At 28.8% G+C, this 24,154-nt stretch carries 20 protein-coding genes and 1 pseudogene; 12 read left to right on the forward strand and 9 right to left on the reverse strand.

Annotated features, from left to right (window positions below; all coding sequences use genetic code 11):
• The first annotated feature begins 69 nt into the window (after window positions 1-69).
• Complete coding sequence (locus L3B98_RS01275) at window positions 70-843, forward strand: N-acetylmuramoyl-L-alanine amidase (RefSeq protein ID WP_238915253.1); 774 nt, start codon at window positions 70-72, stop codon at window positions 841-843.
• 93 nt (window positions 844-936) lie between these two features.
• Here L3B98_RS01275 and L3B98_RS01280 read toward each other — a convergent pair whose 3' ends face one another.
• Window positions 937-1,338 (reverse strand): ferritin family protein, encoded by a 402-nt coding sequence (locus L3B98_RS01280; RefSeq protein ID WP_238915254.1) that lies wholly within the window; start codon window positions 1,336-1,338, stop codon window positions 937-939.
• 264 nt (window positions 1,339-1,602) lie between these two features.
• On the opposite strand from L3B98_RS01280, the gene L3B98_RS01285 reads away from it, so the two are divergent.
• On the forward strand, window positions 1,603-2,295 hold the full coding sequence (locus tag L3B98_RS01285) for a beta-lactamase-inhibitor protein BLIP (RefSeq protein ID WP_238915256.1): 693 nt from the start codon (window positions 1,603-1,605) through the stop codon (window positions 2,293-2,295).
• Between the two features lie 195 nt (window positions 2,296-2,490).
• On the opposite strand, the gene L3B98_RS01290 is transcribed toward L3B98_RS01285, so the two are convergent.
• On the reverse strand, window positions 2,491-2,754 hold the full coding sequence (locus tag L3B98_RS01290; protein WP_173696271.1) for a helix-turn-helix transcriptional regulator: 264 nt from the start codon (window positions 2,752-2,754) through the stop codon (window positions 2,491-2,493).
• A gap of 36 nt (window positions 2,755-2,790) precedes the next feature.
• Here L3B98_RS01290 and L3B98_RS01295 point away from each other — a divergent pair.
• From L3B98_RS01295 to L3B98_RS01315, 5 genes and pseudogenes are all read left to right on the forward strand, one after another.
• Window positions 2,791-3,258, forward strand: a pseudogene (locus L3B98_RS01295) (ABC transporter substrate-binding protein); the annotation flags it as partial.
• 34 nt (window positions 3,259-3,292) lie between these two features.
• Window positions 3,293-4,060, forward strand: a complete 768-nt coding sequence (locus L3B98_RS01300) for an ABC transporter ATP-binding protein (RefSeq protein ID WP_015391139.1) — start codon at window positions 3,293-3,295, stop codon at window positions 4,058-4,060.
• Between the two features lie 19 nt (window positions 4,061-4,079).
• Complete coding sequence (locus tag L3B98_RS01305; protein WP_026106443.1) at window positions 4,080-4,871, forward strand: ABC transporter permease; 792 nt, start codon at window positions 4,080-4,082, stop codon at window positions 4,869-4,871.
• Window positions 4,872-5,115: 244 nt separating this feature from the next.
• Window positions 5,116-5,958 (forward strand): YitT family protein, encoded by an 843-nt coding sequence (locus L3B98_RS01310; RefSeq protein ID WP_015391141.1) that lies wholly within the window; start codon window positions 5,116-5,118, stop codon window positions 5,956-5,958.
• Window positions 5,959-6,127: 169 nt separating this feature from the next.
• A complete protein-coding gene (locus L3B98_RS01315; protein ID WP_238915258.1) occupies window positions 6,128-7,270 on the forward strand; it encodes a hypothetical protein in 1,143 nt (380 codons plus the stop codon).
• A 74-nt stretch (window positions 7,271-7,344) separates the two neighbouring features.
• Here L3B98_RS01315 and L3B98_RS01320 read toward each other — a convergent pair whose 3' ends face one another.
• The 4 genes from L3B98_RS01320 to L3B98_RS01335 form a co-directional block, all read right to left on the reverse strand.
• Window positions 7,345-7,923: a flavin reductase family protein gene (locus L3B98_RS01320; protein ID WP_238915259.1), complete on the reverse strand. Its 579-nt coding sequence runs from the start codon at window positions 7,921-7,923 to the stop codon at window positions 7,345-7,347.
• Window positions 7,924-8,022: 99 nt separating this feature from the next.
• Entirely contained in the window at window positions 8,023-9,417 is a 1,395-nt protein-coding gene (locus L3B98_RS01325) for a D-alanyl-D-alanine carboxypeptidase (RefSeq protein WP_238915261.1), read from the reverse strand.
• A 163-nt stretch (window positions 9,418-9,580) separates the two neighbouring features.
• On the reverse strand, window positions 9,581-10,303 hold the full coding sequence (locus tag L3B98_RS01330) for a type 1 glutamine amidotransferase (RefSeq protein WP_015391145.1): 723 nt from the start codon (window positions 10,301-10,303) through the stop codon (window positions 9,581-9,583).
• 18 nt (window positions 10,304-10,321) lie between these two features.
• The gene (locus tag L3B98_RS01335) at window positions 10,322-11,680 is read right to left on the reverse strand and encodes a Mur ligase family protein (RefSeq protein WP_015391146.1); all 1,359 of its coding nucleotides are present in this window, start codon (window positions 11,678-11,680) and stop codon (window positions 10,322-10,324) included.
• Between the two features lie 272 nt (window positions 11,681-11,952).
• Here L3B98_RS01335 and zapA point away from each other — a divergent pair, with 272 nt between their 5' ends.
• From zapA to L3B98_RS01355, 4 genes are all read left to right on the forward strand, one after another.
• Window positions 11,953-13,875 (forward strand): cell division protein ZapA, encoded by a 1,923-nt coding sequence (zapA, locus tag L3B98_RS01340; protein WP_238915263.1) that lies wholly within the window; start codon window positions 11,953-11,955, stop codon window positions 13,873-13,875.
• Between the two features lie 14 nt (window positions 13,876-13,889).
• Window positions 13,890-16,250 carry a U32 family peptidase gene (locus L3B98_RS01345; RefSeq protein ID WP_238915264.1) on the forward strand — a complete coding sequence of 787 codons (2,361 nt, stop codon included), beginning with the start codon at window positions 13,890-13,892 and terminating at the stop codon, window positions 16,248-16,250.
• A 106-nt stretch (window positions 16,251-16,356) separates the two neighbouring features.
• Window positions 16,357-18,717: an endonuclease MutS2 gene (locus L3B98_RS01350; protein WP_238915266.1), complete on the forward strand. Its 2,361-nt coding sequence runs from the start codon at window positions 16,357-16,359 to the stop codon at window positions 18,715-18,717.
• Between the two features lie 111 nt (window positions 18,718-18,828).
• The gene (locus L3B98_RS01355) at window positions 18,829-19,557 is read left to right on the forward strand and encodes a DUF523 domain-containing protein (protein WP_238915268.1); all 729 of its coding nucleotides are present in this window, start codon (window positions 18,829-18,831) and stop codon (window positions 19,555-19,557) included.
• Window positions 19,558-19,671: 114 nt separating this feature from the next.
• Here L3B98_RS01355 and L3B98_RS01360 read toward each other — a convergent pair whose 3' ends face one another.
• Together L3B98_RS01360 and ascB are read right to left on the reverse strand one after the other, a co-directional pair.
• Window positions 19,672-19,863 (reverse strand): hypothetical protein, encoded by a 192-nt coding sequence (locus L3B98_RS01360; protein WP_077360891.1) that lies wholly within the window; start codon window positions 19,861-19,863, stop codon window positions 19,672-19,674.
• A gap of 99 nt (window positions 19,864-19,962) precedes the next feature.
• Window positions 19,963-21,438 (reverse strand): 6-phospho-beta-glucosidase, encoded by a 1,476-nt coding sequence (gene ascB, locus L3B98_RS01365; RefSeq protein WP_275298341.1) that lies wholly within the window; start codon window positions 21,436-21,438, stop codon window positions 19,963-19,965.
• A gap of 213 nt (window positions 21,439-21,651) precedes the next feature.
• Between ascB and L3B98_RS01370 the strand changes: the two genes are divergently transcribed.
• The gene (locus tag L3B98_RS01370; RefSeq protein ID WP_238915273.1) at window positions 21,652-23,109 is read left to right on the forward strand and encodes an MDR family MFS transporter; all 1,458 of its coding nucleotides are present in this window, start codon (window positions 21,652-21,654) and stop codon (window positions 23,107-23,109) included.
• Window positions 23,110-23,246: 137 nt separating this feature from the next.
• Here L3B98_RS01370 and L3B98_RS01375 read toward each other — a convergent pair whose 3' ends face one another.
• A complete protein-coding gene (locus L3B98_RS01375) occupies window positions 23,247-24,011 on the reverse strand; it encodes a class III extradiol ring-cleavage dioxygenase (RefSeq protein WP_238915639.1) in 765 nt (254 codons plus the stop codon).
• Between the last annotated feature and the right edge of the window lie 143 nt (window positions 24,012-24,154).

Below are 24,154 nucleotides of genomic sequence, written 5' to 3' on the forward strand. Positions count from 1 at the left end.
GATGAAAAGTTATAAATAAAGCCATTCTTATTTTTATCACTTTTAAATTTTAAGAAAGAAGTGATGAAAATGATAATTGGATTAAGAGCAGGACATAGCGATAATTGCACAGGAGCTATAGGAATTGTTGATGAGCATATGCAAATGAAAAAGTATTATGAAGCAGTTAAAGCAGTATTCGAGAAATATGGACATACAGTAATAGATTGTAATTCAAATGCAGGTACTCAAAATGGAGAATTAAGTGAAGGTGCTGAGAAATGCAATTCAGCTAATTGTGATTTATTTATCTCATTACATATGAATTGCTATAATGGATCAGCACATGGAACAGAAGTATTAGTTTCAAGTGAAGCAAGTACAGCATATCCATATGCGCAAAGATTAGTCAATAATTTTGCTGAATTAGGTTTTTATAATCGTGGTGTTAAATTAGAAAGGCTTTATGAAATGAATCATATAAGATGTGGAAATTTAATTTCTGAGATTTGCTTTTGTGATTCGAAGGATGATATTGATATTTATAATAAATATTCATGGGATGATCTTGCGTATGCTTTGTGTAATGCTATAGATTCAAAAATATCAAAACAACTTGATGAAAAAATTAATGTATCATCTAAAAAAGGATATATAGTTACAACTTATTTACCAAATGGTAATAATGGAGATGGAAGCTTTCAAGGGGTGGATCTCAATTATGTATTAAATTATTTTCAGGGCATAAAGTGTTATGCCAGAGGAAATGAAAAAGGAGTTTGGATAGAGAGCCAGGATTTAGATATGGATAAATGTTTAGAATTAAAAGAAAAATTAGGAAGTTTGTTTTATGCTATAAACTAGCGAGAACAGCTACTATATTTATTATAAATACTTAAAAGGAAAAGCAATTGTGTGGATTAGGAAAATTCTAATAACAATTGCTTTTTAACGGTTTTATAAATATTTTTTAACTAATTCTTTTAGAAGTGTGCCATGTCCATATTCATCTTCAGCAGCAGCTTTTACAGCTTGGGCAGCTTCCTCAAAACCTAATTTATGTATTTCATTAGATAATTCCTTTATTTGTTCGCTGGCAGAAATTTCACCATTAGCCATTGAACTTAATGTTTCTAATAAATTTTCATTTGTGTGACCATTTAATGCAGCGTACAGACCTCCATGTCGTGCTTCATCAGCAGCAATTTTCATTAATGACTCTGATAATTCCAATAATCCTTTTTCTTTAGCAACTATAGCAAAAGCATGATAAGCAGCCGCAGCCATTGCTTCACCTTTCCACATTTCATCAATTTTTTTTTCTAAATCAGTACCCTTAGTCAATCCAATTAAACTCATAAGTCAACCTCCTAATAATATTCGATAAGTGATAATACTAAATTAAATTTGATTAAATTTAATTTGATACAATTAAAGTAACATATTAAAATAAAAATGTCAACATATTATAAAGTACTCTTTTATAACAAATCACATACAGAAATGATGATAAGTTTGTCAAAATTATTTTTAATATTACAATATAGTTTTTCTATTGCAATTTATTGACAAAAAACTTAAATAATATAAAATTAGTATATAAACTTTAAAGGAGGATAAATAATGCTAAAAATGATTAAAAGTAAGAACAATGGAAATTATTCCATGAAAAGTAAAAAAACCATTGCGAATATATGGTTTATTACAATTATTGTCTTAACTATGATGAGTATGGCTCTATTATCAGGATGCAGTGATGATAAGAAATCAGATAATTCTAAAGAAACTGCAAATACATCAAGTGAAAGTGCTGATACAAATGCTAAACAAGATGATAAAAAAGAAGAGCCTAAGAAAGAAGAAACTAAAAAAGAAGATACTAAAATAACATATGAAAATTTCATGAATATAAAAATGGGACAATCGTATGATGAGGTAAAAGCCTTGCTTGGAGATGGTAAAGAATCATCATCAAGTGATGATGGTGGAATAAAAACAATAATGTATCAATGGCAAGGTTCTGGAATTGGAAATATAAGTATAACATTTCAAAATGGTGCTGCGACAATAAAGGCTCAAGCATTTTTAAAAGATTATGATGCTAAAATAACAATGGATAAATATAATCAAATACAAAATGGTATGACTTACGAGCAAGTTAAAGGAATTTTAGGGGATGGAGAATTATCTACGGAAACTAAAATAATGGATTCAGATGCTAAATTATATTCATATATTAATAAAGATGGTTCAATTGCTACATTTAACTTTAGTGATGATAAGTTAGATACAAAATCACAATATGAGTTAAAATAAATTAAAAGATTATTAGAATATAAGAAATATTAAATTTAGTGCTAAACATGTAATAAAACCAAGACAAATAAAATGAACCCTATAGGATGGACAACATAAAAAAATCTATCTTATAGGGTATTTTTATATAAATTATATAACAAGGATATGAAATAGTTAATGTTCCGGATTCATTAACTATTTTTTTGATAAAAATTAGCAATGAACAGCTAAGTTTTCAAAGTAATCATCATGAAAATATTTTGTATCGAGTCTAAAAAAATCAGCCAATATAATAGAGTTTTTTCTAGAAGGAAACAACTCGCCACGCTCATATTTAGAAATACTTGATTTATTAATACCAGTAAGAAGTGATAATTCTTTTTGAGTTAAATTATTTAACTTCCTAAACCTAATCAAATTTTCAGCAATTGAATTTGTTGGCAAATCTTTAAATTCATCTTTTAAATCAACTCTCAAAATACACTTATCTAAAATCGCTTTTTTATGTACCGAGCATTTAAGGGAGGTACTGGCGACTATGTAGCACTTTTTGAACCAACAGCTTCTGCTCTTGTAAAGGAAGGCACAGGAGCAATACTAGCATCAGTTGGTGAAGAATCTGGGGAGATTCCTTACACTTGTTTCTTTTCTACAAAATCTTATATGACAAAAAATCCAAAGGTAATTGAAGGTTTTACAAAGGCTATTTATAAAGGTCAAGAGTGGTTCTTTGCTCATAGCACAGAAGAAGTAGCTGACAGTATAATTAAATATTTTCCAGGAACTGATAAAGCTACTATTATGACTGTCATTGATAATTACAAGAAGATAGATGCTATAGCACATACACCACAAATCAAAGAAGAAAATTTAAATAGACTTATGGATATAATATCGGATTATGATAAGAGTTTACTTCCTGCCAGACCAGAATTCTCCAAGATAGTTGATAACTCTTATGCTGAAAAAGCAGTTAAATAGAAATCACATAAAGACTAAAAGGTGGTGATTTTATATGAATTTGCTAAGAGTTACAGATATATCTATGAATTATCATTCTCTTAAAGGAGAAACTCAAGCCCTTAAGAATATTAATTTTGAAGTAAATAATGGAGAATTTATTTCTATACTAGGACCATCAGGATGTGGAAAATCGACTTTGCTCAATATAATGAGTGGTTTATTAGAGCCTTCTCAAGGGGATGTTTTATATAAAGGAGAGTCTATAAAGAAGAACTTAGATAAAATAGGGTATATGTTTCAAAAGGATCATCTTTTTGAATGGAATACAGTTTGGGAAAATGTAATTCTTGGGTTAAAAATAAAGAAACAGTTAACAAATGAAGCTAAGAATAGAGTAAATGAATTACTAGATGCCTATGGTTTAGTAAGATTTAAAAATCACTATCCAAGTGAGTTATCTGGAGGAATGCGTCAAAGGGTTGCACTAATAAGAACTTTAGCTTTGAATCCTGAAATATTATTTTTAGATGAACCATTTTCAGCTTTGGATTATCAATCTAGACTTTTGGTATGTGATGATGTATATAAGATAATAAAATCTGAAAAAAAGACAGCGATTATGGTAACCCATGACATAGCTGAAGCTATATCCTTATCAGAAAAGGTAATAGTATTATCCCAAAGACCATCAAAAGTAAAAGTTGAAGTTCCAATTTATTTTAACAATGCTGATTTAACTCCATTTCAAAAGAGGAGAGAGCCAAAATTTACAGATTATTTTAATAGGCTATGGAAGGAGTTGAATCATACAAGTGTTTAAGAAGAATAATATAAACAAGATTTCTAAGGAACATGAAGTCTATTTGGAAAAAGTGCGAAAAACCAAGAAAGAAATAACTTTTATCAGAGTTATGATCTTATTTGTTTTTATTGCTTTATGGCAAATAGCAGCTGACTTTAAGTGGATTGATCCTTTTTTGACTTCCAGTCCAAGTAGAGTAGTGAATTCTTTTATTGGATTATATAAGGATGGAAGTTTATTTAAGCATATAGGTGTTACCTGCTATGAAACTATTTTAGGTTTTTCTTTGGGAACAATTTTAGGAGTGCTTGCAGCCATAGTATTATGGTGGTCTCCTAAGTTGTCAAAAATATTAGATCCTTATTTAGTTGTTTTAAATGCACTTCCTAAAGTTGCTCTAGCTCCAATTATTATTTTCTGGATTGGAAATGGTATGCCAGCTATAATAGTTATTGCACTTTTGATATCTGTAATAACAACAATTATAAGTGTATTGACAGGCTTTAGTGAAATTGATAAAGAAAAAATTATGCTCATGAATACATTTAGAGCTTCTAAGATACAAATATTACGGTATTTGATATTTCCATATTCCATTCCGATTTTTATAGCAGCTTTAAAAATAAATGTCGGCTTATCTTGGGTTGGTGTAATAATGGGAGAATTTTTAGTTGCTAGAAATGGTTTGGGCTTTTTGATAGTATATGGAGGACAAGTTGCCCAGTTAGATATGGTTATGATGAGTATAGTTATTCTTTCTGTAATTGCTTTTATCATGTATGAGGTTGTTGCAATAATAGAAAATAAACTTGCTAAAGATAGAAGCTAGATGTATTTGCAATAGAATTCTATATCTATAAATTGACAACTAAACCTCGAAAAATATATAGATAAAATTCTATATTAACTAGACTTAGAAGTAATTTATTTTACACAAGTCTAGTTTTTTCTTTTTGAAGGCTTTATTTTTTAAGGAAAAATGGGTAATATATGTATTGGAATAATAAAAATACTTATAATATAAGTAGATTTTGTAGTTAAGATAAAATTTTCGTAAAACAAAGGAGGAAAATATGAAAAAACTAAAGGAATATGGAATTATAACAATAGGTGTAGCACTTGTAGTAGTAGCATTTGAGTTCTTTTTCTTTCCTAATAAAATAGCCTCTGGTGGAGTGTCTGGACTAGCACTAGTAATAAATAATATTTTAGGATTTGATACAGGACTTGTTATGATAGTATGTAATGTTATATTGTTTATATTAGCATTTACTCTCATTGGAGGCAATTTTGGAATAAAGAGCATGTATGCAGCTTTTGCATTATCTTTTGCATTAGCAATATTAGAGAAGGTTTATACACCGATAGCTTTTACAAATAATTTAATGCTAGCTTCAATATTTGGAAGTGTACTTTTAGCATTAGGTACAGCAATTATGCTTACTCAAGATGCAACAACTGGTGGAACAAGTATTATAGCAAAAATTTTAAATAAATACTTGAATATAGATTTTGGGAAAAGTCTTTTAATATCCGACTCTGTTGTAGTTTTACTTGCTATGTACACTTTTGGAACTGAACTAGCATTGTTTGGTTTATTAAGCATATATCTAACAGGAAATCTAATCGATAAATTTATAGATGGACTTAATGTATCAAAGCAAGTAATGGTATTTACAGAACATGAAAAACTTATTTCTGATTTTATAATTAACGATATAGACAAAGGGTGTACTGTATTTTATGGAAAAGGTGGTTATACTGGGAATGAAAATTGTGTTATATTGACTATTTTAAAAAGAGGTCAATTTATTAAATTAAAACAATTTATGAGTATTAACGATCCAGAAGCCTTTATTACAGTCAATGAAACCAGTGAAGTTTTAGGAAAAGGGTTCAAAAGTTTAGATAATTAATAAGTAATAAATTAAAACATCTAAAAGAAGAATACTATAAAATAGGGTTAGCAATATTTACTTGTTGAATATCAGAATAAAAGCAAATTATAATTAAATATAGTTATATTAAACTTTTTAACAAAGGATTATTACAGCAAATAATAAGAAGTGCGGGAGACGTGTAAAGATGGCTTATGACGATGAATTGCTTATAACTTATGGATTAGGATATGCTTTTGAGAAAAGTAAATTGTTAATTGTTTCAGAGATTGAAGAAAAAACCGTATTAAAAAAAGAAATAGATATTATTGAAGAGATAAATATTATTAATAAATTTAAAGAAAATTTGAATAAAAAATGTACTTTGAACTCTTCTAAAAATTATATTAGAGATATTGAAGAAGCTTTGGAAGAGAAATTATCGAAGATTATACCAATAATTATTTCAATTAAAGGAAAAGATCAAAAAAGACAAGATTATCTTATGGAAGAGTACATAAAAAGTGATTTGATTCAATTAAGATTGAAAAAAGAAGGATATATACAGAAAGATTCAACTTTAGTAAAAAAATATATAGATAATTGTTCAGGAGACTTAGAAAATAATAGCGAGAATGCAAGTGAAAAAATATTATCATACAATAAGATTATTCTAAAAATTATTTTAACTACTAACTTTGGAAGTGAATTTTATAAATTTTTAAGTGAACGTGGACAAGTAATGTTTTTAAATAATGAAGAGAAGTTAATAAGGGAAGAATTAGAATATGAAAATATAAATAATTATTTAATCAAGAATGAATATAAAAATCTTGATTTTTTAAACCTGTTATTATTTCTAGAAACTTGGCAGAAAAAATATTTTGAATGGGATGGAAATTATACAAGCTTAATGTTTTCAATAAATAGGAATGGGAAAAGATATCATGGTCCTAAGTCTGAAATAAAAGACTATGTAATAGCTTTTTTGAAAGAAAAGCGATATCTATATTTTCCTTTTGGAAGATATGATATAAATAATATGTTTATTACATTGAATGATGAAAGATATTGCAATAGTAAAGAAAGTGAGAGTACTAAAAGAAATTGCGTAGTTTTAGAAAAAAAGGAATCTAAGCTGTATCAAATCACTGTTTCTGATTTTAAGAAAATTGATTTAGAAAAAGATATGGAGTTAGGATATTTGCTATCATATAAAAATGATGAGGTATATATATCTTTAGTAATATATGATAAAAAAAATGGGCAAGTATTAAATATAAGTGATTTTGAAAATTTTAGAGAGGAAATGATTTGCGCGTTAGAAAAACATTTCATAGTTGAAGGGTGAAATTTCAATAGACAATTGCCAATTATCAATGCTCAATTATTTCATGAACATTGATAATTGGCAATTATTAATTACTATCTTTTTTTCTTTTTCTTTTTTACTGAATATCCAAAAGTACCCAAAGGTTTTGCATTTAAACCATAATATTCTCCATGGCTATAGCAGATAAGATTTGCTCTATTAAAGCATATCTTACCATTTGAATCTAGTAAATCCTCATCTACTTTAATGTTTAATACTTCAAATAAGAATAAATCATGAGTCCCTAAAGGGGTAATTGATTTTAATTTACATTCTAAAGCTATTGGAGATTTTTGTAGTGAAGGTGTAGAAATTGAATCTCCTTTATTAAGCTGTAGACCAAAATGTTTGATTTTATCTTCTTTTTTACCAGAACGCACACCACAGTAATCAACTATTTTAACCATTTCTCTGGTTGGTAAATTAATAACACATTCGCCACTTTCTTTGATATATTCATGTGATAATCTTTCGGGCCTTATTCCCATAGCAATAATAGGTTCTTTAGTACAAACTGTGCTAACCCATCCTACTGTAAATACATTAACTTTATCAGCATTGTTTTTAGAGGTAACTAATACTACAGGGGTAGGATTAAGCATTACACTTCCTTTAAAATTGATTTTATTCATATGTAATTACTCCTTCAAAAAAGGCATCCTCAAAATAGCTAGGAGCTTAAATATCAACCTATATATTAAGAGATGCCTAAATAAATTCTATAAATAATTTTAATATCTTCTTCTACGTGATCTATTTGAATAACTTCTTTTTCTACGTTTTGCATTTGAAGCCATAGCTTTAATAAGAAGAATTAAGGTAATAATAATAATTAACACTACTAGTGATGCAATATATATTATAAGGTTATCCTTAAGTATTGCACTAAGTGTAATATCGACTGAGCCAGTAACTTCTTCAGAATAATGTCTTGTATTATAAGTTAACTTTATGTTTTTATTAGAAAGTAAACTCCATGCACTAGAATTAGTTCCATCAAAAGTTATTTTAGATTCAGTATCATTAATTGCATTTTTATAGTAATTTACATCTTGAGTTAATTTAACAGGTACAGAAATAGTTTTTGTAGGTCCAAATAAAATAAATGGTTTATAACTTACATCAGCTGTTCCAACATCATCACCTTTAGTTTTATAGACTGATTTAGTAGCTGCGTAGCTATAATTCATTATAGCATCCATATCATTAAATTTAGTCATATCAGCATTGTCAATTTGTCTACTTTTTAATACAACTCCTACGATTTTTCTACCTTCTCTTTCATAAACTGTAGTTAAACATCCACCAGCTGGAACAGTTGTACCAGTTTTTCCAGCAAGGTTACCATTTTTTCCAAGAGTCAGATTTCTGTTTTCTAAAATAATTTTAGAATTTTTTAAAGTAATAGGAGCTTTGTCAAGTTCCATTGTGCTTTTAACCCAATTATCTTCAAAAGCTGCTTTCAATATTAATGATAAGTCATAAGCAGTTGTGTAATGATTATCATTGTGTAAGCCATTAGGTGTAATAAAATTACTGTTATTAGCTCCAAGATCTTTTGCCTTTTTATTCATCATATCAGCAAAAGCAGTAGAATCACCTGCAACATTATCTGCAATTACATAAGCTGTGTCATTACCTGAAAACAGTAATAGCCCTTTCATGATATCATCAGCAGTTACTGTATCACCAGGTTGCATGGTGTTGTGCATATAATTAAGATTTAAAGAATATTCAGGCTGCTTTTTTGCCGATTCAGTATATTCAAGCTGATCAGTAGGTTTTTTATTTTCAGATAGTAATAAAGCTGTTAAAAGTTTTGTAGTACTAGCTGGATATCTTTTACTGTCAGCATCTTTACAATAAATTATTTCACCTGTGTCATAGTCAAAGGTTAAAGCTGCTTCTCCTTTTATTTCAGGTAAGCCATCTGCGTTAGTTTCAGTTTTTGCTTCTGAAGTAGTATTAGTTGAAGCCTCGGTTTTTGCTTTTGGGGCAGTTTTTGAGGTGGCTTCAGTTTTCTGTTTTGAATTGTTGTTCACAGCATAACTTGCTATAGCAAAGGGACTAAACAAAGAAAGTGAAACAGTCAATATAAGTGTTTTTAAAATTAAATTTTTTTTCAAGTATAATCTCTCCAATTCCATTTAGGCACAATTAAAGATAATCTCTTTAAACATGCCATTGTTTATTAAAACATTTTTAGTATAACATTTATGTAATGTTATAACAATAAAAGTAACACTAAATATTAAGTGTAAAATTTAACTATATAGCATAAAATTTGATTTATTTTAATTTTTCTATAATGGATTTTTTTGCCATAATCTCAAATTCGTCATTCAAGGAATCTAATTGTATATCTTGACCATACTTATTTTTTAAAGCTAACATTAATAGCCTGTCAGCAAATTCTGGATTTTTAGATAAGAAAGAGCCGTGAAAATATGATCCAAAAGTGTTTTTATAGATGCAGCCTTCCTGTCCATCTTCTCCATTATTACCATAACCATGGATGCATTTTCCAAGTGGTGTATGGTTATTTATATAAGTCCGCCCTGAATGATTTTCAAAACCTACATAGGTTTCATTGAAGTTTTCATTATATATTTCAGTATTTCCAATGAATCTAGTATCTCCACCTTCAGTATAAAGATCTAAAATTCCAAGTCCATCTATCTTTTCACCATTTGGAGCCGTGTAGTATTTACCTAATAATTGATATCCACCGCAGATAGCAAGAAGAACCTTTCCTTCTTCAATATAATCTATCATAGCTTCCTTTTTTACTTCATTTAAATCTTTTGATACGATAGATTGTTCATAATCTTGGCCTCCACCAAAGAAAATAATATCTACAGTTTCTTTATCAATATTTTCACCTAGCGAGGAGTTTATTATATTCACATCAATTCCTCTAAGAGCCGCTCTATGCTTTAAAATGAGTACATTACCCAAATCACCATATACGTTCAATAAATCAGGATATAAATGACAAATAGTCAATTCCATATTTTTAACCTCCGTAGTTTACCATAACTTATTAATATAACCTTTTGAATGAAGGTATTTTCTATAATTAATCATCGCAGTATAAGTTGCAAGAATATATATTTTTTTAGAAGCCGATTCTTTTATTTTTTCAGTTAGTTCTTCATAATCTTCCTTTAAAATAAACTTATCAACATTTAAACCTGCAACTTTTAGTCTTACAGCCATGTCGTACATTCTAAGGCCAGAAACAAAAATATCTTCTAGTTTTAATGTGGAAATTTTTTCGAAGTCCACATCCCATATCCAAGATACATCTCGTCCATCAGCATAATTATCATTTAGCATAAATACTGCAGAAAATTCACTTTGATTAAGTGCAAGTGTATCCAATGCCTGATTATATCCAGCAGGATTTTTTACTAATATAATTTGAATATCTTTATTATCAATTTTTATTTGTTCTTGTCTTCCAAAACTTGAGCTTTGTTTTTGAAGAGAATTTTTAATTATTGAATCATCAATACCAAGCTCTTTAGAAATTGAATAAGCACATAAGGCATTATAAATATTATAAGCTCCTGATTGACTTATAAAAATTTCTGTATCATTTATTAAGACTGATGAATTCTCAGTAGTTAAATCAAAAATTTTATTTACAGCATAGCTAAGTTCAGGACGCTTATATCCACATTCAGGACAATAAAAATCGCCTAGATGGTTATATGTAACTAAATTATAGGAATAGGGTGTTTTGCAAAATTTGCAAAATTTAGCATCCGCATTAATATCTAAAGAAGTATCTTCTTTAATTGGAGTATTAAATCCATAATATACAGATGGATTTTTAACATCTAATTTGCCAAGCAAAGATTCATCACCGTTTAAAACAAGCTTAGTTTCTGGAATATTAGTTATACCTTCTAAAATTTTAACTAGAGTTGTGTACACTTCACCATATCTATCTAATTGATCTCTAAATAAATTGGTTACAGTTATTATTTCAGGAGTTAAATGCTTTGTAATAAACTTTACATTGGCTTCATCAACTTCTATTATAGCGTAAGGATTACTTTTCTTTTTAAAAAATGAATAATTTGAAACAAAACATGCTACAATACCAGGATATAAGTTAGCACCAGTATTATTAGTAATAACATTAAAGTTGTTTTCCTTTAAGATATTATAAATCATACTAGTAGTTGTTGTTTTACCATTTGTTCCAGTTACCAAAATAACCTTATATCCTTTACTAACAGTCTTCAAAATTGATTTATCAATTTTTAATGCAATTTTTCCAGGAAAGTTACTTCCACCTTTTACAATATGCTTTGCAGCAAAAGCAGTAATTTTAGATAATAATATGCTTAAAATAGATTTAATATTTATCGTACTCACCGTCCAATTCTAGTCATATAGTAAAAATGATTAACATAATATGAAAAAGTTAATCATTTTTATATCATTAAACAATAAAATAATCACAATAAGTATAGCACAAAATTTGATAACTACGAGAGTTTTTTTAAAATTCAATAAATAATACTTGGATATAATTGGAATTTATCCAGGAAATTATAACAATTGGCTTACAGTTAGGTCTAGACAATTGTTTTATTAGTAATTATGCCATATAATTAAGGTAATAAAGAATTTTACGAGGTGTTATTATGATCAAGGTAACAGTTAACATAAATGGCATGAATTATATTTTAACAGGGGAAAAAGATGAAAAATATTTGCTAGGGGTAGCAAATTATGTTGATACAAGAATTAAAGAAATAATTTCTAAAAAGGCTGGCTTTAGTTCGACAGCAGCAGCAGTCTTGGCTGCTGTAAATATTGCAGATGAGCTTTATGATTGTGATTTAGAATTAGATAATTCAGTAAAAGTTAAAGAAAATTTAGAAGCAGAAATTAAAGAAATTAAGCAAGAACTTGAACAAGTAAGGCTCAATATAGAGACAATTGATAAAGAAAAGTCGAGTATTCAAAGTGAGTTTGACAAGAAAGAGCAAGAATTAAACACTAGATATAAAGACCAAGAGGCAACTTATAAGTCATTAAAGGATATAATAGATAATTTAAAAGTAGAAAATGACAAACTTAAAAATCAAAATAAATTGGTAAATGAGGAATTAAAAAAGAACAGAAATATAAATGAAGCATTAAGTAAAGAACTTGCTGAAATCAAAGAAAAAAATAAGTTTATTTATAAAAAAGCAGATGATGCAAAGAATAAAGAACATAGATTAGAGAAACAACTACAGCAAGCAAATGAACAAGTGAGAAATTTAACAAATCAAATTGCCAATGTAAATGCTGAAAAAGAGAAAATCAATAAAGAGTTAATAGAAACAAGTGATAATAACTTACACTTAACTAAAGAAATAGAAAGATTCACTTCAATTAATAGTAATTTAGATAGTGAAGTTTTAGAATTAAAGAAAAGTAAGGAAACTCTTGAAGTTGATTATAACAATACTTATGAAGAGTTGAAAAAAGTTAAAGCAAATTTACAAGCAGAAATTGCTAGTAAGGAATTAGTAAATAAGGATTATGGTTTATGTAAAATAAACTTAGATAAACTAAATGGAGAGTATACTAAATGTATCAATGAATTAACTGAATGTAAGAAAAATTTAGATAATAAAATTAATGAATACACTATGTTAAAGAATAGGGCTAGGGAAGAACGAGAAATATTAAATAATAAGGTGGCAGAATTATTATTAAGTGAAGAAGAATTGAAGAATGATTTAAAAAGCGAAAAAGAAAATATTATTGAATTAAATAATAAAATAGAAATAAGTAAAATTGAAAATGATAAAATTAAAAAAGAATTAAATGATTTGATTGAAGAATCAGATAGGGAAATAAAAGAAGGTAAAAATAAAATAAATAATATTACAAAAGAAAATGAAGATTTAGTTAACCAAATTAATTTATTAAGTGAAGAAAAGGATGTATTGGCAACAGAAATTAATAAATTAAAAGTAGAGCAAGAAGACTTACATATTGAGATAAAAAACATGAGAGATGTTAATGATGGATTATCACAAGAAATAGAAAAAACTGACAAACAAAAACAAATTTTAGAGGAAGAACTTGAAGTTACAAGAAGCAATAATGAAAAATTAAAATATGAATTAAAAGTAACTCAAGAAGAAAGTGAAAAGCAGCTTAATACAAAAATTCAAGAAATAGAAGACTTGCGAAAAGTGATAGAGGCTGCAGAGCATGAATTAAGAAGAATTAAAGAAGAATTAGGAGGAAAGGAAAGATTAGTAGAGCGCTTAGAAAAAGAGCTTGAAGATAAAGAATGGATTTTCTTAAAATTAAAGAGAGAAATAGAAGCTAAGCAAAAGGAATTAGATAATAGTAAGAACAATATTGAAGAGTTACAAGAAAAAGTTTCAAATTTGGCTAGTGAAAAAGAAAAGTTAGCTAATGAAAATGAAAAATTTACACAAGAGTCTAGAGGTTTTCAACATAGACTATTTGAATTACAATCTGAAATAATAAATAAAGATATAGAAATTGCTAAAATTAAAAAAATGCAAGTAGGACCTGTTGTTAACAAGAAAAGATAGTGCAAAGGAGAAATATGAACAAGATTGAATTATTAGCTCCAGCGGGAAGTATGGAGAGTCTAATTGCAGCCATTAACAATGGTGCTGATGCAATATATTTAGGGGGGAATAAGTTCTCTGCGAGAGCTTATGCCTCTAATTTTGATAATGAAACTATGCAAAAAGCAGTGGATTATGCGCATAGTTATAATGTTAAAGTGTATGTTACTATGAACACGCTTTTAAAACAAAATGAATTAAGGGAAGCTCTAAAATATGTAGGATACCTATATGAAATTGGAGTAGATGCATTAATAATTCAGGATGTAGGCTTAATTAGTTTAATTAGAGATGTGTATCCTGAATTTGAACTTCACGCGTCAACTCAAATGACAATTCACAATGCTGAAGGTGCCTTATATTTTATAGAAAAAGGCATGCAGAGAATTGTTTTATCTAGAGAATTAACTTTAGATGAAATTAAGTACATATCGAAGGATTTAAATATTGAAACTGAAATATTTGTGCATGGCGCTTTATGCGTATGTTATTCAGGTCAGTGCTTAATGAGTTCTATGATAGGTGGCAGAAGCGGAAATAGAGGAAGATGTGCTCAGCCATGTAGAATGCAATATACACTTCAAGGTGAAACTTTAGGAGAAAGAAAGGGCTATCTCTTAAGTCCTAAAGATACCTGTTTAGTTGAAGATATAGATTCAATTATTAAAAGTGGTACTGCATCTTTAAAGGTTGAAGGAAGAATGAAAAAACCAGAATATGTAGCTGGTGTAACTAGAAATTATAGAAGAGCAATTGATAAGGTAATAGTAAATACAAAATTTGATTTACATAAAGGCAGAAATGAATTAGCCCAATTATTTAATAGAGAAGGATTTGCTAAAGCATATTTATATAAAAATGTAGGTAAGGATATGATGAGCTATAATTATCCTAAAAATACTGGAGTTTTTATAGGACAGGTTACAAATAGTGGAGAAGTAATATTGGAAGAAAATGTTGGATTAGGCGATGGAATTCGTTTTTTAGATGATGGGTTTACCTTAAGTAAAATCTTAAAAAATAATCAAGAAGTAAAAGAAGCTTTTATAGGCGATAAGGTTAAGTTGTTTCCGACTGGCGGCTACAAAAAAGGCTATAAATTATATAAAATGTCTGATAAAAGATTATATGATGAGTTAAAAGAAGATTTAAAGCCTTACAAGAAAAAAATAAATCTAGTAGGAGAAATTGAATTTAAGGTTAATGCACCACTGTGCATTAAAACAAAATTTAATAATAAGGAATACAAGGTTTATGGAGAGATAGTAGAATCCGCTGAAAATAAGCCTTTAACAAGAGAAAGAGTTGAGGAAGCTTTAAAGAAATCTGGAGATATTCCTTACAAGTTTGATAAAGTGTTCTTTGATGTTTTCGATGATGGATTTATAAGAATTGCTTCAATTAATAATTTAAGAAGAGATTTATTTGATAAAATCTTAAAAGAAGTTAGTGGATATAGGAGAAGAAGAAATGAAGAAGCTCCTAAAGCTAAGAATATAAAATCTGCTGAGGAATTAGGATATATTTATAGCTGCATTACAAAAGAGCAGTTGAGGGCGTTAGTAGAAGAAGAAACAGTTAAAAATATAGCCTTAAATGTATTTTTTAGTAGAAAAAATACAGCTTTGAATAAAGAAGATTTAAAGAATTTATATGAGCAAGGAATCGAAAATAAAAACATATATTTAAATGTACCTAATATAATCAAAGGTGAGTTTAATTATATTGTTAAGATAATTGATGAATTAACACCTTATATAAAAGGAATAATAACTTCTAATGCAGGAATAATTAAACTTTTTAAAGATAAACTATTTATAATAGGCGATTATAAACTAAATATATTCAATAAGGAAGCAGCTGAATTTTATGCTGAAGATGTAGATATTTCTTCTGTAAGCTTAGAATTAAATAGAAAAGAAATAAAAGAACTAATGAAAGATATTAATTGTAAGGTTGCTGTGAATATTTATGGGAAAACAGAGCTTATGGTTAGTGAATATTGCCCAATAGGCAGTACTTTTGGTAATAAATCTGCTAAAAAGGAATGCAGTAAATCATGTATGAAAGATACCTTTACATTAATAGATAGAATGAACGAAAGTTTTAGTGTTTTAGCAGATAATAGCTGTAGAAGTTATATTTTAAATTCATTAGCTACAAATTTAATTGAAGAAGTAGAAGAACTTAAATCTTTTAATATTTCAAGTTTTAGAGTAGATTTTAAGGATGAATGTTATGAAGAAGTTAAGGAAATTTTAAATCAAATTTCTAATAAGAAGAAAAATGAAAATGTAAAATATACAAAAGGCCACTATAGAAGAGGCGTTGAATAACAGTTTACAATTTACAGTGTACAGTTTGCAGTTGGGGAGTAAAATATTTTGAATAACTGTGAACTGTAAACTGACAACTGTAAACTGACATAAGGGTGTGTTGTAAATGAATGAAAGATCTCTAAGAGTATTAGAGTTTAATAAAATAAAAGAAAAAATAAAAAAATATGCAAGAACAAATGCTGGAAAAGACTTGGTAGACAAACTTGAACCGTATAATAATTTGTATGAAATAAATAATAAGTTAGAAGATACAAATGAAGCTTTGGAAATTTTGATCTCTAAAGGGAATCCACCTTTAGAAGGACTTGCTGATACTCATGAAGGAATTGAAAGAGCTAAAAAAGGTGGAACTTTAAGCCCAGAGCAATTATTAAGAATTGGTGGAATGCTTAGAGCTTCTAGAACTATGAAGGAATTCTTTAAGAGAGATGAAGTAGAAAGGTCATATCCAAGACTTGAAGATTTAGCATATATTTTAGTGCCAGTAAAAACGTTGGAAGAAGAGATTGAAAGAGCTATAGTTTCAGAAGATGAGATTAGTGATAAGGCAAGTCAAACTTTATACAACATAAGAAGAAGTCTTAAAGAAAAGAATTCTTCTGTGAGGGAGAAAATAAGCTCTATAGTAAAAAGTAATTCAAAATATTTGCAGGATGACTTATATACTATGAGAGGAGACCGATATGTAATACCTGTAAAATCAGAATATAAAAGCCAAGTTCCTGGACTTGTTCATGATCAGAGTTCAACAGGGGCAACTTTTTTTATTGAACCTATGAGCTTAGTAAATTTGAATAATGAAATAAGAGAATTAGTTCTTAAAGAAAAAGCTGAAATTGAAAGAATACTTTCAGAACTTTCTTCAAAGGTTAAACTTAATGGGGAACAATGTTTAAGCAATTTAAAGGTATTAATTGAATTTGACTTCATATTTGCAAAAGCAAAATATGCATCGGCTTTAAATGCTATAAAGCCAAAAGTTAATGAAGATGAAACCTTTAGCATCTTATCAGGAAGACATCCATTAATTGCTGGAGATAAAGTAGTACCATCGGATGTTTATCTAGGAAAAGAATTTACAACTTTAATGATAACAGGACCAAACACGGGTGGTAAAACTGTTACTATTAAGACTGTTGGATTGCTTCATATTATGGGATTAAGTGGACTTTTAATTCCAGCTAGAGATAATTCATCAATAGCATTTTTTACAGAGGTTTTTGCTGATATAGGAGATGAACAAAGTATTGAGCAAAGTTTATCTACATTCTCATCTCATATGACTAATATAGTTGAAATTATGAAGCATGTTGATGATAAATCGTTAGTATTATTCGATGAACTTGGTGCTGGTACAGATCCAACAGAAGGGGCTGCATTAGCTGTATCAATATTGGAGACCTTGAAAAATAGAGGGGCAAAATTGATAGCAACAACTCACTATAGCGAACTTAAGGCATATGCAATAAAAACTGAAGGTGTAGAAAATGCTTCGGTGGAATTTGATATAGAAACCTTAAGACCAACATATAGACTTTTAATTGGAGTGCCTGGAAAGTCTAATGCTTTTGAAATATCCAAGAGATTAGGTCTTGTTGAAGGTGTAATAAAAAGAGCAAAAGAATATATTTCAGAAGAAAATCTTCAATTTGAAAATTTAATTAGAGAGCTTCAGGAAAAAAGTATTGTTGCTAAACAAGAAGCAAGAGAAGCAAAGATAATCAAAAAAGAAGCAGAAGAACTTAAGAAAAAGTATGAGGAAAAGCTTGAAAAACTTGATAATACAAGAGAAAAGGCTTATATGGATGCAAGACGTGAAGCAAAAGAAATAATTTCAGAAGCTAAAGATGAAGCTGATGAAATTTTAAAAGCCATGAGAGAGCTTGAAAAGCTTGGAATCTCAGGTGGTGGAAGACATAGACTTGAAGAAGAACGTAAAAAACTTAAGGCGAATTTAGAAGAAAGAGAAAAAGGCATTCACAATACAAAGGAAAATGAAGGTGAAGCTATAACTAAGGTTACTTTGGGCATGGAAGCTTTGTTGCCATCATTAAATCAAAAGGTAATTATTATTTCTATGCCAGATAATAAGGGTGAAGTTCAAGTTGAAGCTGGAATTATGAAAATTAATGTTAAACTTAGTGATTTAAGAAAAACAAAAGCTACTAAAGAAGAAAAAGTTAGAAGGAAAAGAGAAGTAAAATTAAATTTAAGTAATGTTGAGTCAAGAGTAGATTTAAGAGGACTAGATGCAGAAGAAGCTTGTTATAAGGCAGATAAATATTTAGACGATGCCTACATGGCTAATTTAGGAGAAGTAACAATAGTTCATGGTAAAGGTACAGGAATTTTGAGAAAAGCCATAAATGATATGCTAAAAAGACATCCTCATGTGAAAGCTTATAGACTTGGTGCATATGGTGAAGGTGGAGATGGAGTAACAATGGTAGAGTTAAAAGCCTAATCCAATTAACAGTTAATAGCATGCAATTAGAAACATAAACGTTTATGCGAAATTTTGTTTTTAACTGCAAACTGTAAACTGTAAACTGTAAACTGAATTAGAGGTGGTTTTATGTATATAATAAGTGCATGCTTATGCGGTGTGAATTGCAGATATAATGGAAAAAGTGGATCAAATGAAAGATGCTTAAAGTTATTTAGAGAAGGTAAAGCTGTTCTAGTATGCCCAGAACAGTTAGGTGGATTACCTACGCCTAGAAATCCTGTTGAATTAGATAATACAGCAAGTCAAATAATAGAAGGCAACGGAAAAGCTATGAGCAATAAGGGTGAAGATGTAACTCAAAAGTTTATAAATGGAGCATATGAAACCTTAAAAATAGCAAAAGAACTTGGAGCTACTAAGGCTATATTGAAGGAAGGAAGTCCTTCTTGTGGAGCTAATTTTGTACATGATGGTACATTTACTGGAAATAGAATTAATGGCAAGGGTATAACTGCTCAAATACTTGAAAATGAAGGTATAACAGTATTTTCAGACGAAGATTTAGAGATTAATAATAGTAAACTGGTATATCTTAATGAATTTGATAGAGAAAAGGCAAAGAAAAGGCGTCTTTTTGAATTAGAGGAAGAAGATGATGAACAGGAAGAATATTTTGATTTAACTGAAAACCTAACAGATATGTCAGAATTACCTCCAAAGGTTGAAGAAAATGTGAAGAAGCTTATGATTTCATTGGCCCGTGATTTAATGGGCTTTGAAGAATTGGATGAAATTGCTGAAGCAACAGGATTGAGTATCGAAGAAGTAGAAGAAATACTTAATGAAGAAGAATAATACATAGATTTAGAATAGTATTTGCACAATAAAAGAGCAATATAAAAGTGAAAGCTTGTAAATTATAATGAGTTAATAATCTACAAGCTTTCATTTTGTTTGAAGAATAACTAACTAATCATCGTCATCATCATCATTAACATCAATAGTTTCTGGAGATATTGACGACCTTGAAATATTTGAATTATTAGTTTCAAGCATGTCTTCAGTGTCAGAAGCAGGTGATTTTGAAGAAGAAATATCAATTATGAGATCTTCACTATTATTCCCAGTATTTGCATTATTACGGTTCTTTTCATTGTGCATGTAATCACTCCTTAGATAATTTCTATAAATATTAAAACAGTTAAGTAATCAATTTTTAGTATTTGAAGTTAGAATCATATTAATGCATGGAATATAAGGTTAATTTTCAAATAAGCATTCTCCATTTGATTCAATTACATTTTTATACCAGTAAAATGATTTTTTAGGTATACGCTTAAAAGTTCCATTTCCATAATCATCACAATCAACATAAATAAAACCATAGCGTTTAGACATTTGTTTAGTTGATTCTGAGACAATATCGATGCATCCCCAAGAGGTATAACCTAAACATTCAACCCCATCATATTCAATGGCATCCAGCATGCTTTTAAAGTGAGAATTGAAATAATCAATACGGTATTGATCATTAATAGTTCCATCTGTGTTAACCTCGTCTCTAGCACCTAGTCCGTTTTCTACAATAAATAAAGGTTTACGGTAACGATCATATAAATCCACCATAGAGATTCTAAGTCCAATTGGGTCTATCTGCCATCCCCAGGCGCTAGATGGTAAATAAGGATTTTTTATTGCCGTAATTGTATTTCCAGCAGATATATCTAAACCTTCTGTTGATGCAGCTGTGCAAGAAGACATATAGTATGAAAATGAAACAAAATCTACAGGATAATTCTTCATAATTTCATCATCACCAGATTCTTTTTTTATTATAATCCCATTATTTTTAAATCTAGCAAGTAGATATGAAGGGTATTCTCCAAATACTTGAGTATCACTATAGCAATAAGTAGCACGCATATCCTGTTGTGCCTTTAAAACATCTTCAGGCTTGCAGGTATATGGATAATAAGTTAATTTTGTAAGCATACAACCCACTTTTGCATCTGGAATTAGTTCATGACAGATTTTTGTTGCTAATGCGCTAGCTACAAATTGATGATGCATTGCTTGAAAGATTACCTGTTCCCAGTTCATTTCTGGGAACCTATCTTCAATTAATCCCCCAGTAGTATAAGGATGTCTTATCATTGAATCAATTTCATTAAAAGTTAGCCAATATTTAACTTTATCTTTATATCTCTTGCAAATAGTTGTTACATATTTTTCGAAAAAACCTACCAATTCTCTTGAATACCATCCATTATAGTTCAAAACTAAATTTATTGGTGGTTCATAATGGGACATAGTAACTAGTGGCTCTATTCCATACTTTAAACATTCATCAAAGACATTATCATAGAATTGAAGCCCTTCCTCATTTGGTTCTATATCGTCACCATTTGGGAAAATTCTAGACCAAGCAATGGACATTCGATATACTTTAAAGCCCATTTCTGCAAAAAGCTTAATATCTTCTTTATAGTGATGATAGAAATCTGAGCCGTGACGCTTAGGGTATAAAGATTCATCATCTGTTTTCAAAGCTTCTTCTATATCTTTACTTGTAACAGCATTATGTTTTTTGTAATTGGTTACATCCACATCTAAATGGTGACGTGCACAATCTGAAACACTGATACCTTTGCCACCATCTTTCCAGCCACCTTCAACTTGATTGGCAGCAGTAGCACCACCCCATAAAAATCCTTCGGGAAATCTTCTTATCGTCATAGTTATGCCTCCGTTGTTTTAATATATTATTAGATTTATTATATATTTTGTTTAATGTAAAGTTTTACCTATGTATATATTAATTATATACAGTCTTTAGTTTCATAAGCAATAAATATTTCTATTAGGTTGTATAAATAGTTTATTAAATATATAATAATAAAATCTAAATAATAGATTTGACTAAAGCATTAAAAGGACGTGATATGAGGAATGGATTCTAGAAAAATAAACATAATGATAGCATTATTGGTTGCAATGTTTTTAGGAGCAATTGAGGGAACTGTTGTTACAACTGCTATTCCAACAATCGTTAAGGAGTTACAAGGATTTGAAATTATTAGTTCAGTTTTCTCAGTATACTTATTAACTTCTGCAATTTCAACACCTATATATGGAAAATTATCAGATTTATATGGAAGAAAAAATATACTTTCAATTGGAATAATAATATTTCTAATAGGTAGTTTTTTATGTGGATTATCACAAAATATGTATATGCTAATCATATGTCGTGCAATTCAGGGAATTGGTGCAGGGGCGATATTTACTGTAACCTATACAATTATTGGAGATGTGTTTACAATAGAAGAAAGGCCTAAAATTCAAGGGATAATAAGTGCAGTTTGGGGAATAGCGAGTCTTGCAGGTCCATTTATAGGTGGAATTCTAATAGATATACTATCTTGGCATTGGATATTCTTTATCAACATTCCCTTTGGAATAGTATCTGTGATATTAATTCAAAGAAATTTAAATGAATCTTTTGAAAAGAAAAAACACAAAATAGATTTTGCAGGAATAATAACTTTATCAGCTGCAATGCTTGTTTTTCTTAATATTTTTATGTCAACTGAAAACACAAATACTACTTCAAATAAATTCATAGTAATATCATTGGTAACAACAATAGTTTTATTAATGTTATTTTATAAAATAGAAGAAAAAGCAGAGGAACCAATTGTTCCTTTTGATATTTTTACAAAATCGAGTACAATTGTTAATTTAGTAAGCCTTTTAGATTCAACTATTTTAATAGGCGCTAATGTATATATGCCGATATATATACAAAACGTACTTGGATTTAGTCCTAAGATATCGGGATTAGCTTTGGCTCCAATGTCAGCATCATGGCTTATTGCTTCAGTATTTTTAGGAAAAATGATAATGAGGCATGGTGGGAAAGCTGTAATAGTAATGTCAAATATAATTCTATTTATTAGTACCGTTTTACTTATTGCATTGGATGTAAAATCTTCATTAGTAATAGTGTTAGTATATGTATTTATAATGGGCTTTGGATTTGGAGGTGCCTTCACTACATTAACTATAATAGTACAAGAGTCTGTAGAGTTTAATCAAAGAGGAGTAGCAATGGCTACTAATTCACTACTTAGAACATTGGGGCAAACAATAGGCGTAAGTATTTTTGGGAGTATATTTAATTTATATATAGTTAAATACTTTGTTAAATTGGGGATAAATGGAGTAGAACCAAGTGATTTATATAAAGCTTCTTCAGGAAATGCTATTTTAACAAGTGAACAGATTAGTCTTTCTTTGAATAGTTCACTTCACGTACTTTTTATAATATTTGTAGTTATATGTATAGTAGCTTTAGCTTTATCAGTATTAATGCCTAAAATGATAGAAAGTCGTGAAAAAAGGTAAATTTAATTTATTAGTAAACAATATAAAATGAAATCATAATAAATTACATAAAAGAAAAGCTTAACTAAAAAATAGTTGAGCTTTTCTTTTTAATTAAAGTTGATATTAGTATTTGCAATTAAAATGAAATTTGATCTTTAAAATTCATAGCAAAGATAACTTAAATTTCCTAATTGATAGTCCCTATAAATAATTTTAGGAGACAGATTAGGACTGCTACCTAAAGTTATAAATAATGGTACAAGATGATCTTGGGTTGGGGCTGCTAAATTGGCGTGAGGTGCTGAATTTCTGTAATCATAAAGAGCTTTAAAATCTTTAGTTTCAATTTTATTAATTAACCAATCATCAAATTCTTGCGCCCATGAGTCAGTATCTGAACTATCCCAGTTTACAAGTCTTAAATTGTGTACAGTATTTCCACTGCCAATAATTAAAATATCTTCTTGACTAAGGTCTTTGAGAGTAGCGCCAATTCTAATTTGCTCCTCAACAGATAACGTATAGTTTATTGAAACTTGGATAACAGGTATATCAGCATTAGGATAAAGATGTTGCAAAACTGTCCAAGTACCGTGATCTAATCCTCTTGCTGAATCTAGCTTTGCTTGAATTCCGAAAGCTATTAACTTATTCTGAATAGTCAAGGCAAGTGAACTAGAACCTTTAGCAGGATATTTAATTTGATATAACTCTTTTGGAAATCCGTAAAAATCATACATAGTGTCATATATAGAATCAATGGAAGAAATAGTGATTTTTTCGGTAGTCCAATGAGAAGTAAAGACAACTATAGCTTTTGGATTAATAGAATGTCCAAGACTGTTTAGAAACTTTGTATATACACTTTTTTCAATTGCCATCATAGGTGAACCATGAGCTAAGAATAAAGGTTTAATCATATAAACTCCTCCTTTTATTGTATTTAAATAAATAATTCTTTGAATCAATAATACTTATCAAAGGATAACTATTATTTGTATAATAACATAAAATATTTATAAATGTAATACCTGTAAAGTAAAAAAATGATAATATTAATAGA

This window comes from Clostridium sp. YIM B02555, assembly GCF_022320955.1.
In the GTDB taxonomy this organism is placed as follows: Bacteria; Bacillota; Clostridia; order Clostridiales; family Clostridiaceae; genus Clostridium; species Clostridium saccharoperbutylacetonicum.

Excerpts from the sequence above, each read along its gene's own strand:
- L3B98_RS01320 (WP_238915259.1), bottom strand. The coding sequence starts at position 7,923 with ATGAATAAAATCAATTTTAAAGGAAGTGTAATGCTTAATCCTACCCCT.
- L3B98_RS01300 (WP_015391139.1), top strand. The coding sequence starts at position 3,293 with ATGAATTTGCTAAGAGTTACAGATATATCTATGAATTATCATTCTCTT.
- L3B98_RS01355 (WP_238915268.1), top strand. The coding sequence starts at position 18,829 with ATGTATATAATAAGTGCATGCTTATGCGGTGTGAATTGCAGATATAAT.
- L3B98_RS01375 (WP_238915639.1), bottom strand. The coding sequence starts at position 24,011 with ATGATTAAACCTTTATTCTTAGCTCATGGTTCACCTATGATGGCAATT.
- L3B98_RS01285 (WP_238915256.1), top strand. The coding sequence starts at position 1,603 with ATGCTAAAAATGATTAAAAGTAAGAACAATGGAAATTATTCCATGAAA.
- L3B98_RS01360 (WP_077360891.1), bottom strand. The coding sequence starts at position 19,863 with ATGCACAATGAAAAGAACCGTAATAATGCAAATACTGGGAATAATAGT.
- L3B98_RS01370 (WP_238915273.1), top strand. The coding sequence starts at position 21,652 with ATGGATTCTAGAAAAATAAACATAATGATAGCATTATTGGTTGCAATG.
- L3B98_RS01280 (WP_238915254.1), bottom strand. The coding sequence starts at position 1,338 with ATGAGTTTAATTGGATTGACTAAGGGTACTGATTTAGAAAAAAAAATT.
- L3B98_RS01345 (WP_238915264.1), top strand. The coding sequence starts at position 13,890 with ATGAACAAGATTGAATTATTAGCTCCAGCGGGAAGTATGGAGAGTCTA.
- L3B98_RS01310 (WP_015391141.1), top strand. The coding sequence starts at position 5,116 with ATGAAAAAACTAAAGGAATATGGAATTATAACAATAGGTGTAGCACTT.
- L3B98_RS01315 (WP_238915258.1), top strand. The coding sequence starts at position 6,128 with ATGGCTTATGACGATGAATTGCTTATAACTTATGGATTAGGATATGCT.
- zapA (WP_238915263.1), top strand. The coding sequence starts at position 11,953 with ATGATCAAGGTAACAGTTAACATAAATGGCATGAATTATATTTTAACA.
- L3B98_RS01350 (WP_238915266.1), top strand. The coding sequence starts at position 16,357 with ATGAATGAAAGATCTCTAAGAGTATTAGAGTTTAATAAAATAAAAGAA.
- L3B98_RS01330 (WP_015391145.1), bottom strand. The coding sequence starts at position 10,303 with ATGGAATTGACTATTTGTCATTTATATCCTGATTTATTGAACGTATAT.
- ascB (WP_275298341.1), bottom strand. The coding sequence starts at position 21,438 with ATGACGATAAGAAGATTTCCCGAAGGATTTTTATGGGGTGGTGCTACT.
- L3B98_RS01275 (WP_238915253.1), top strand. The coding sequence starts at position 70 with ATGATAATTGGATTAAGAGCAGGACATAGCGATAATTGCACAGGAGCT.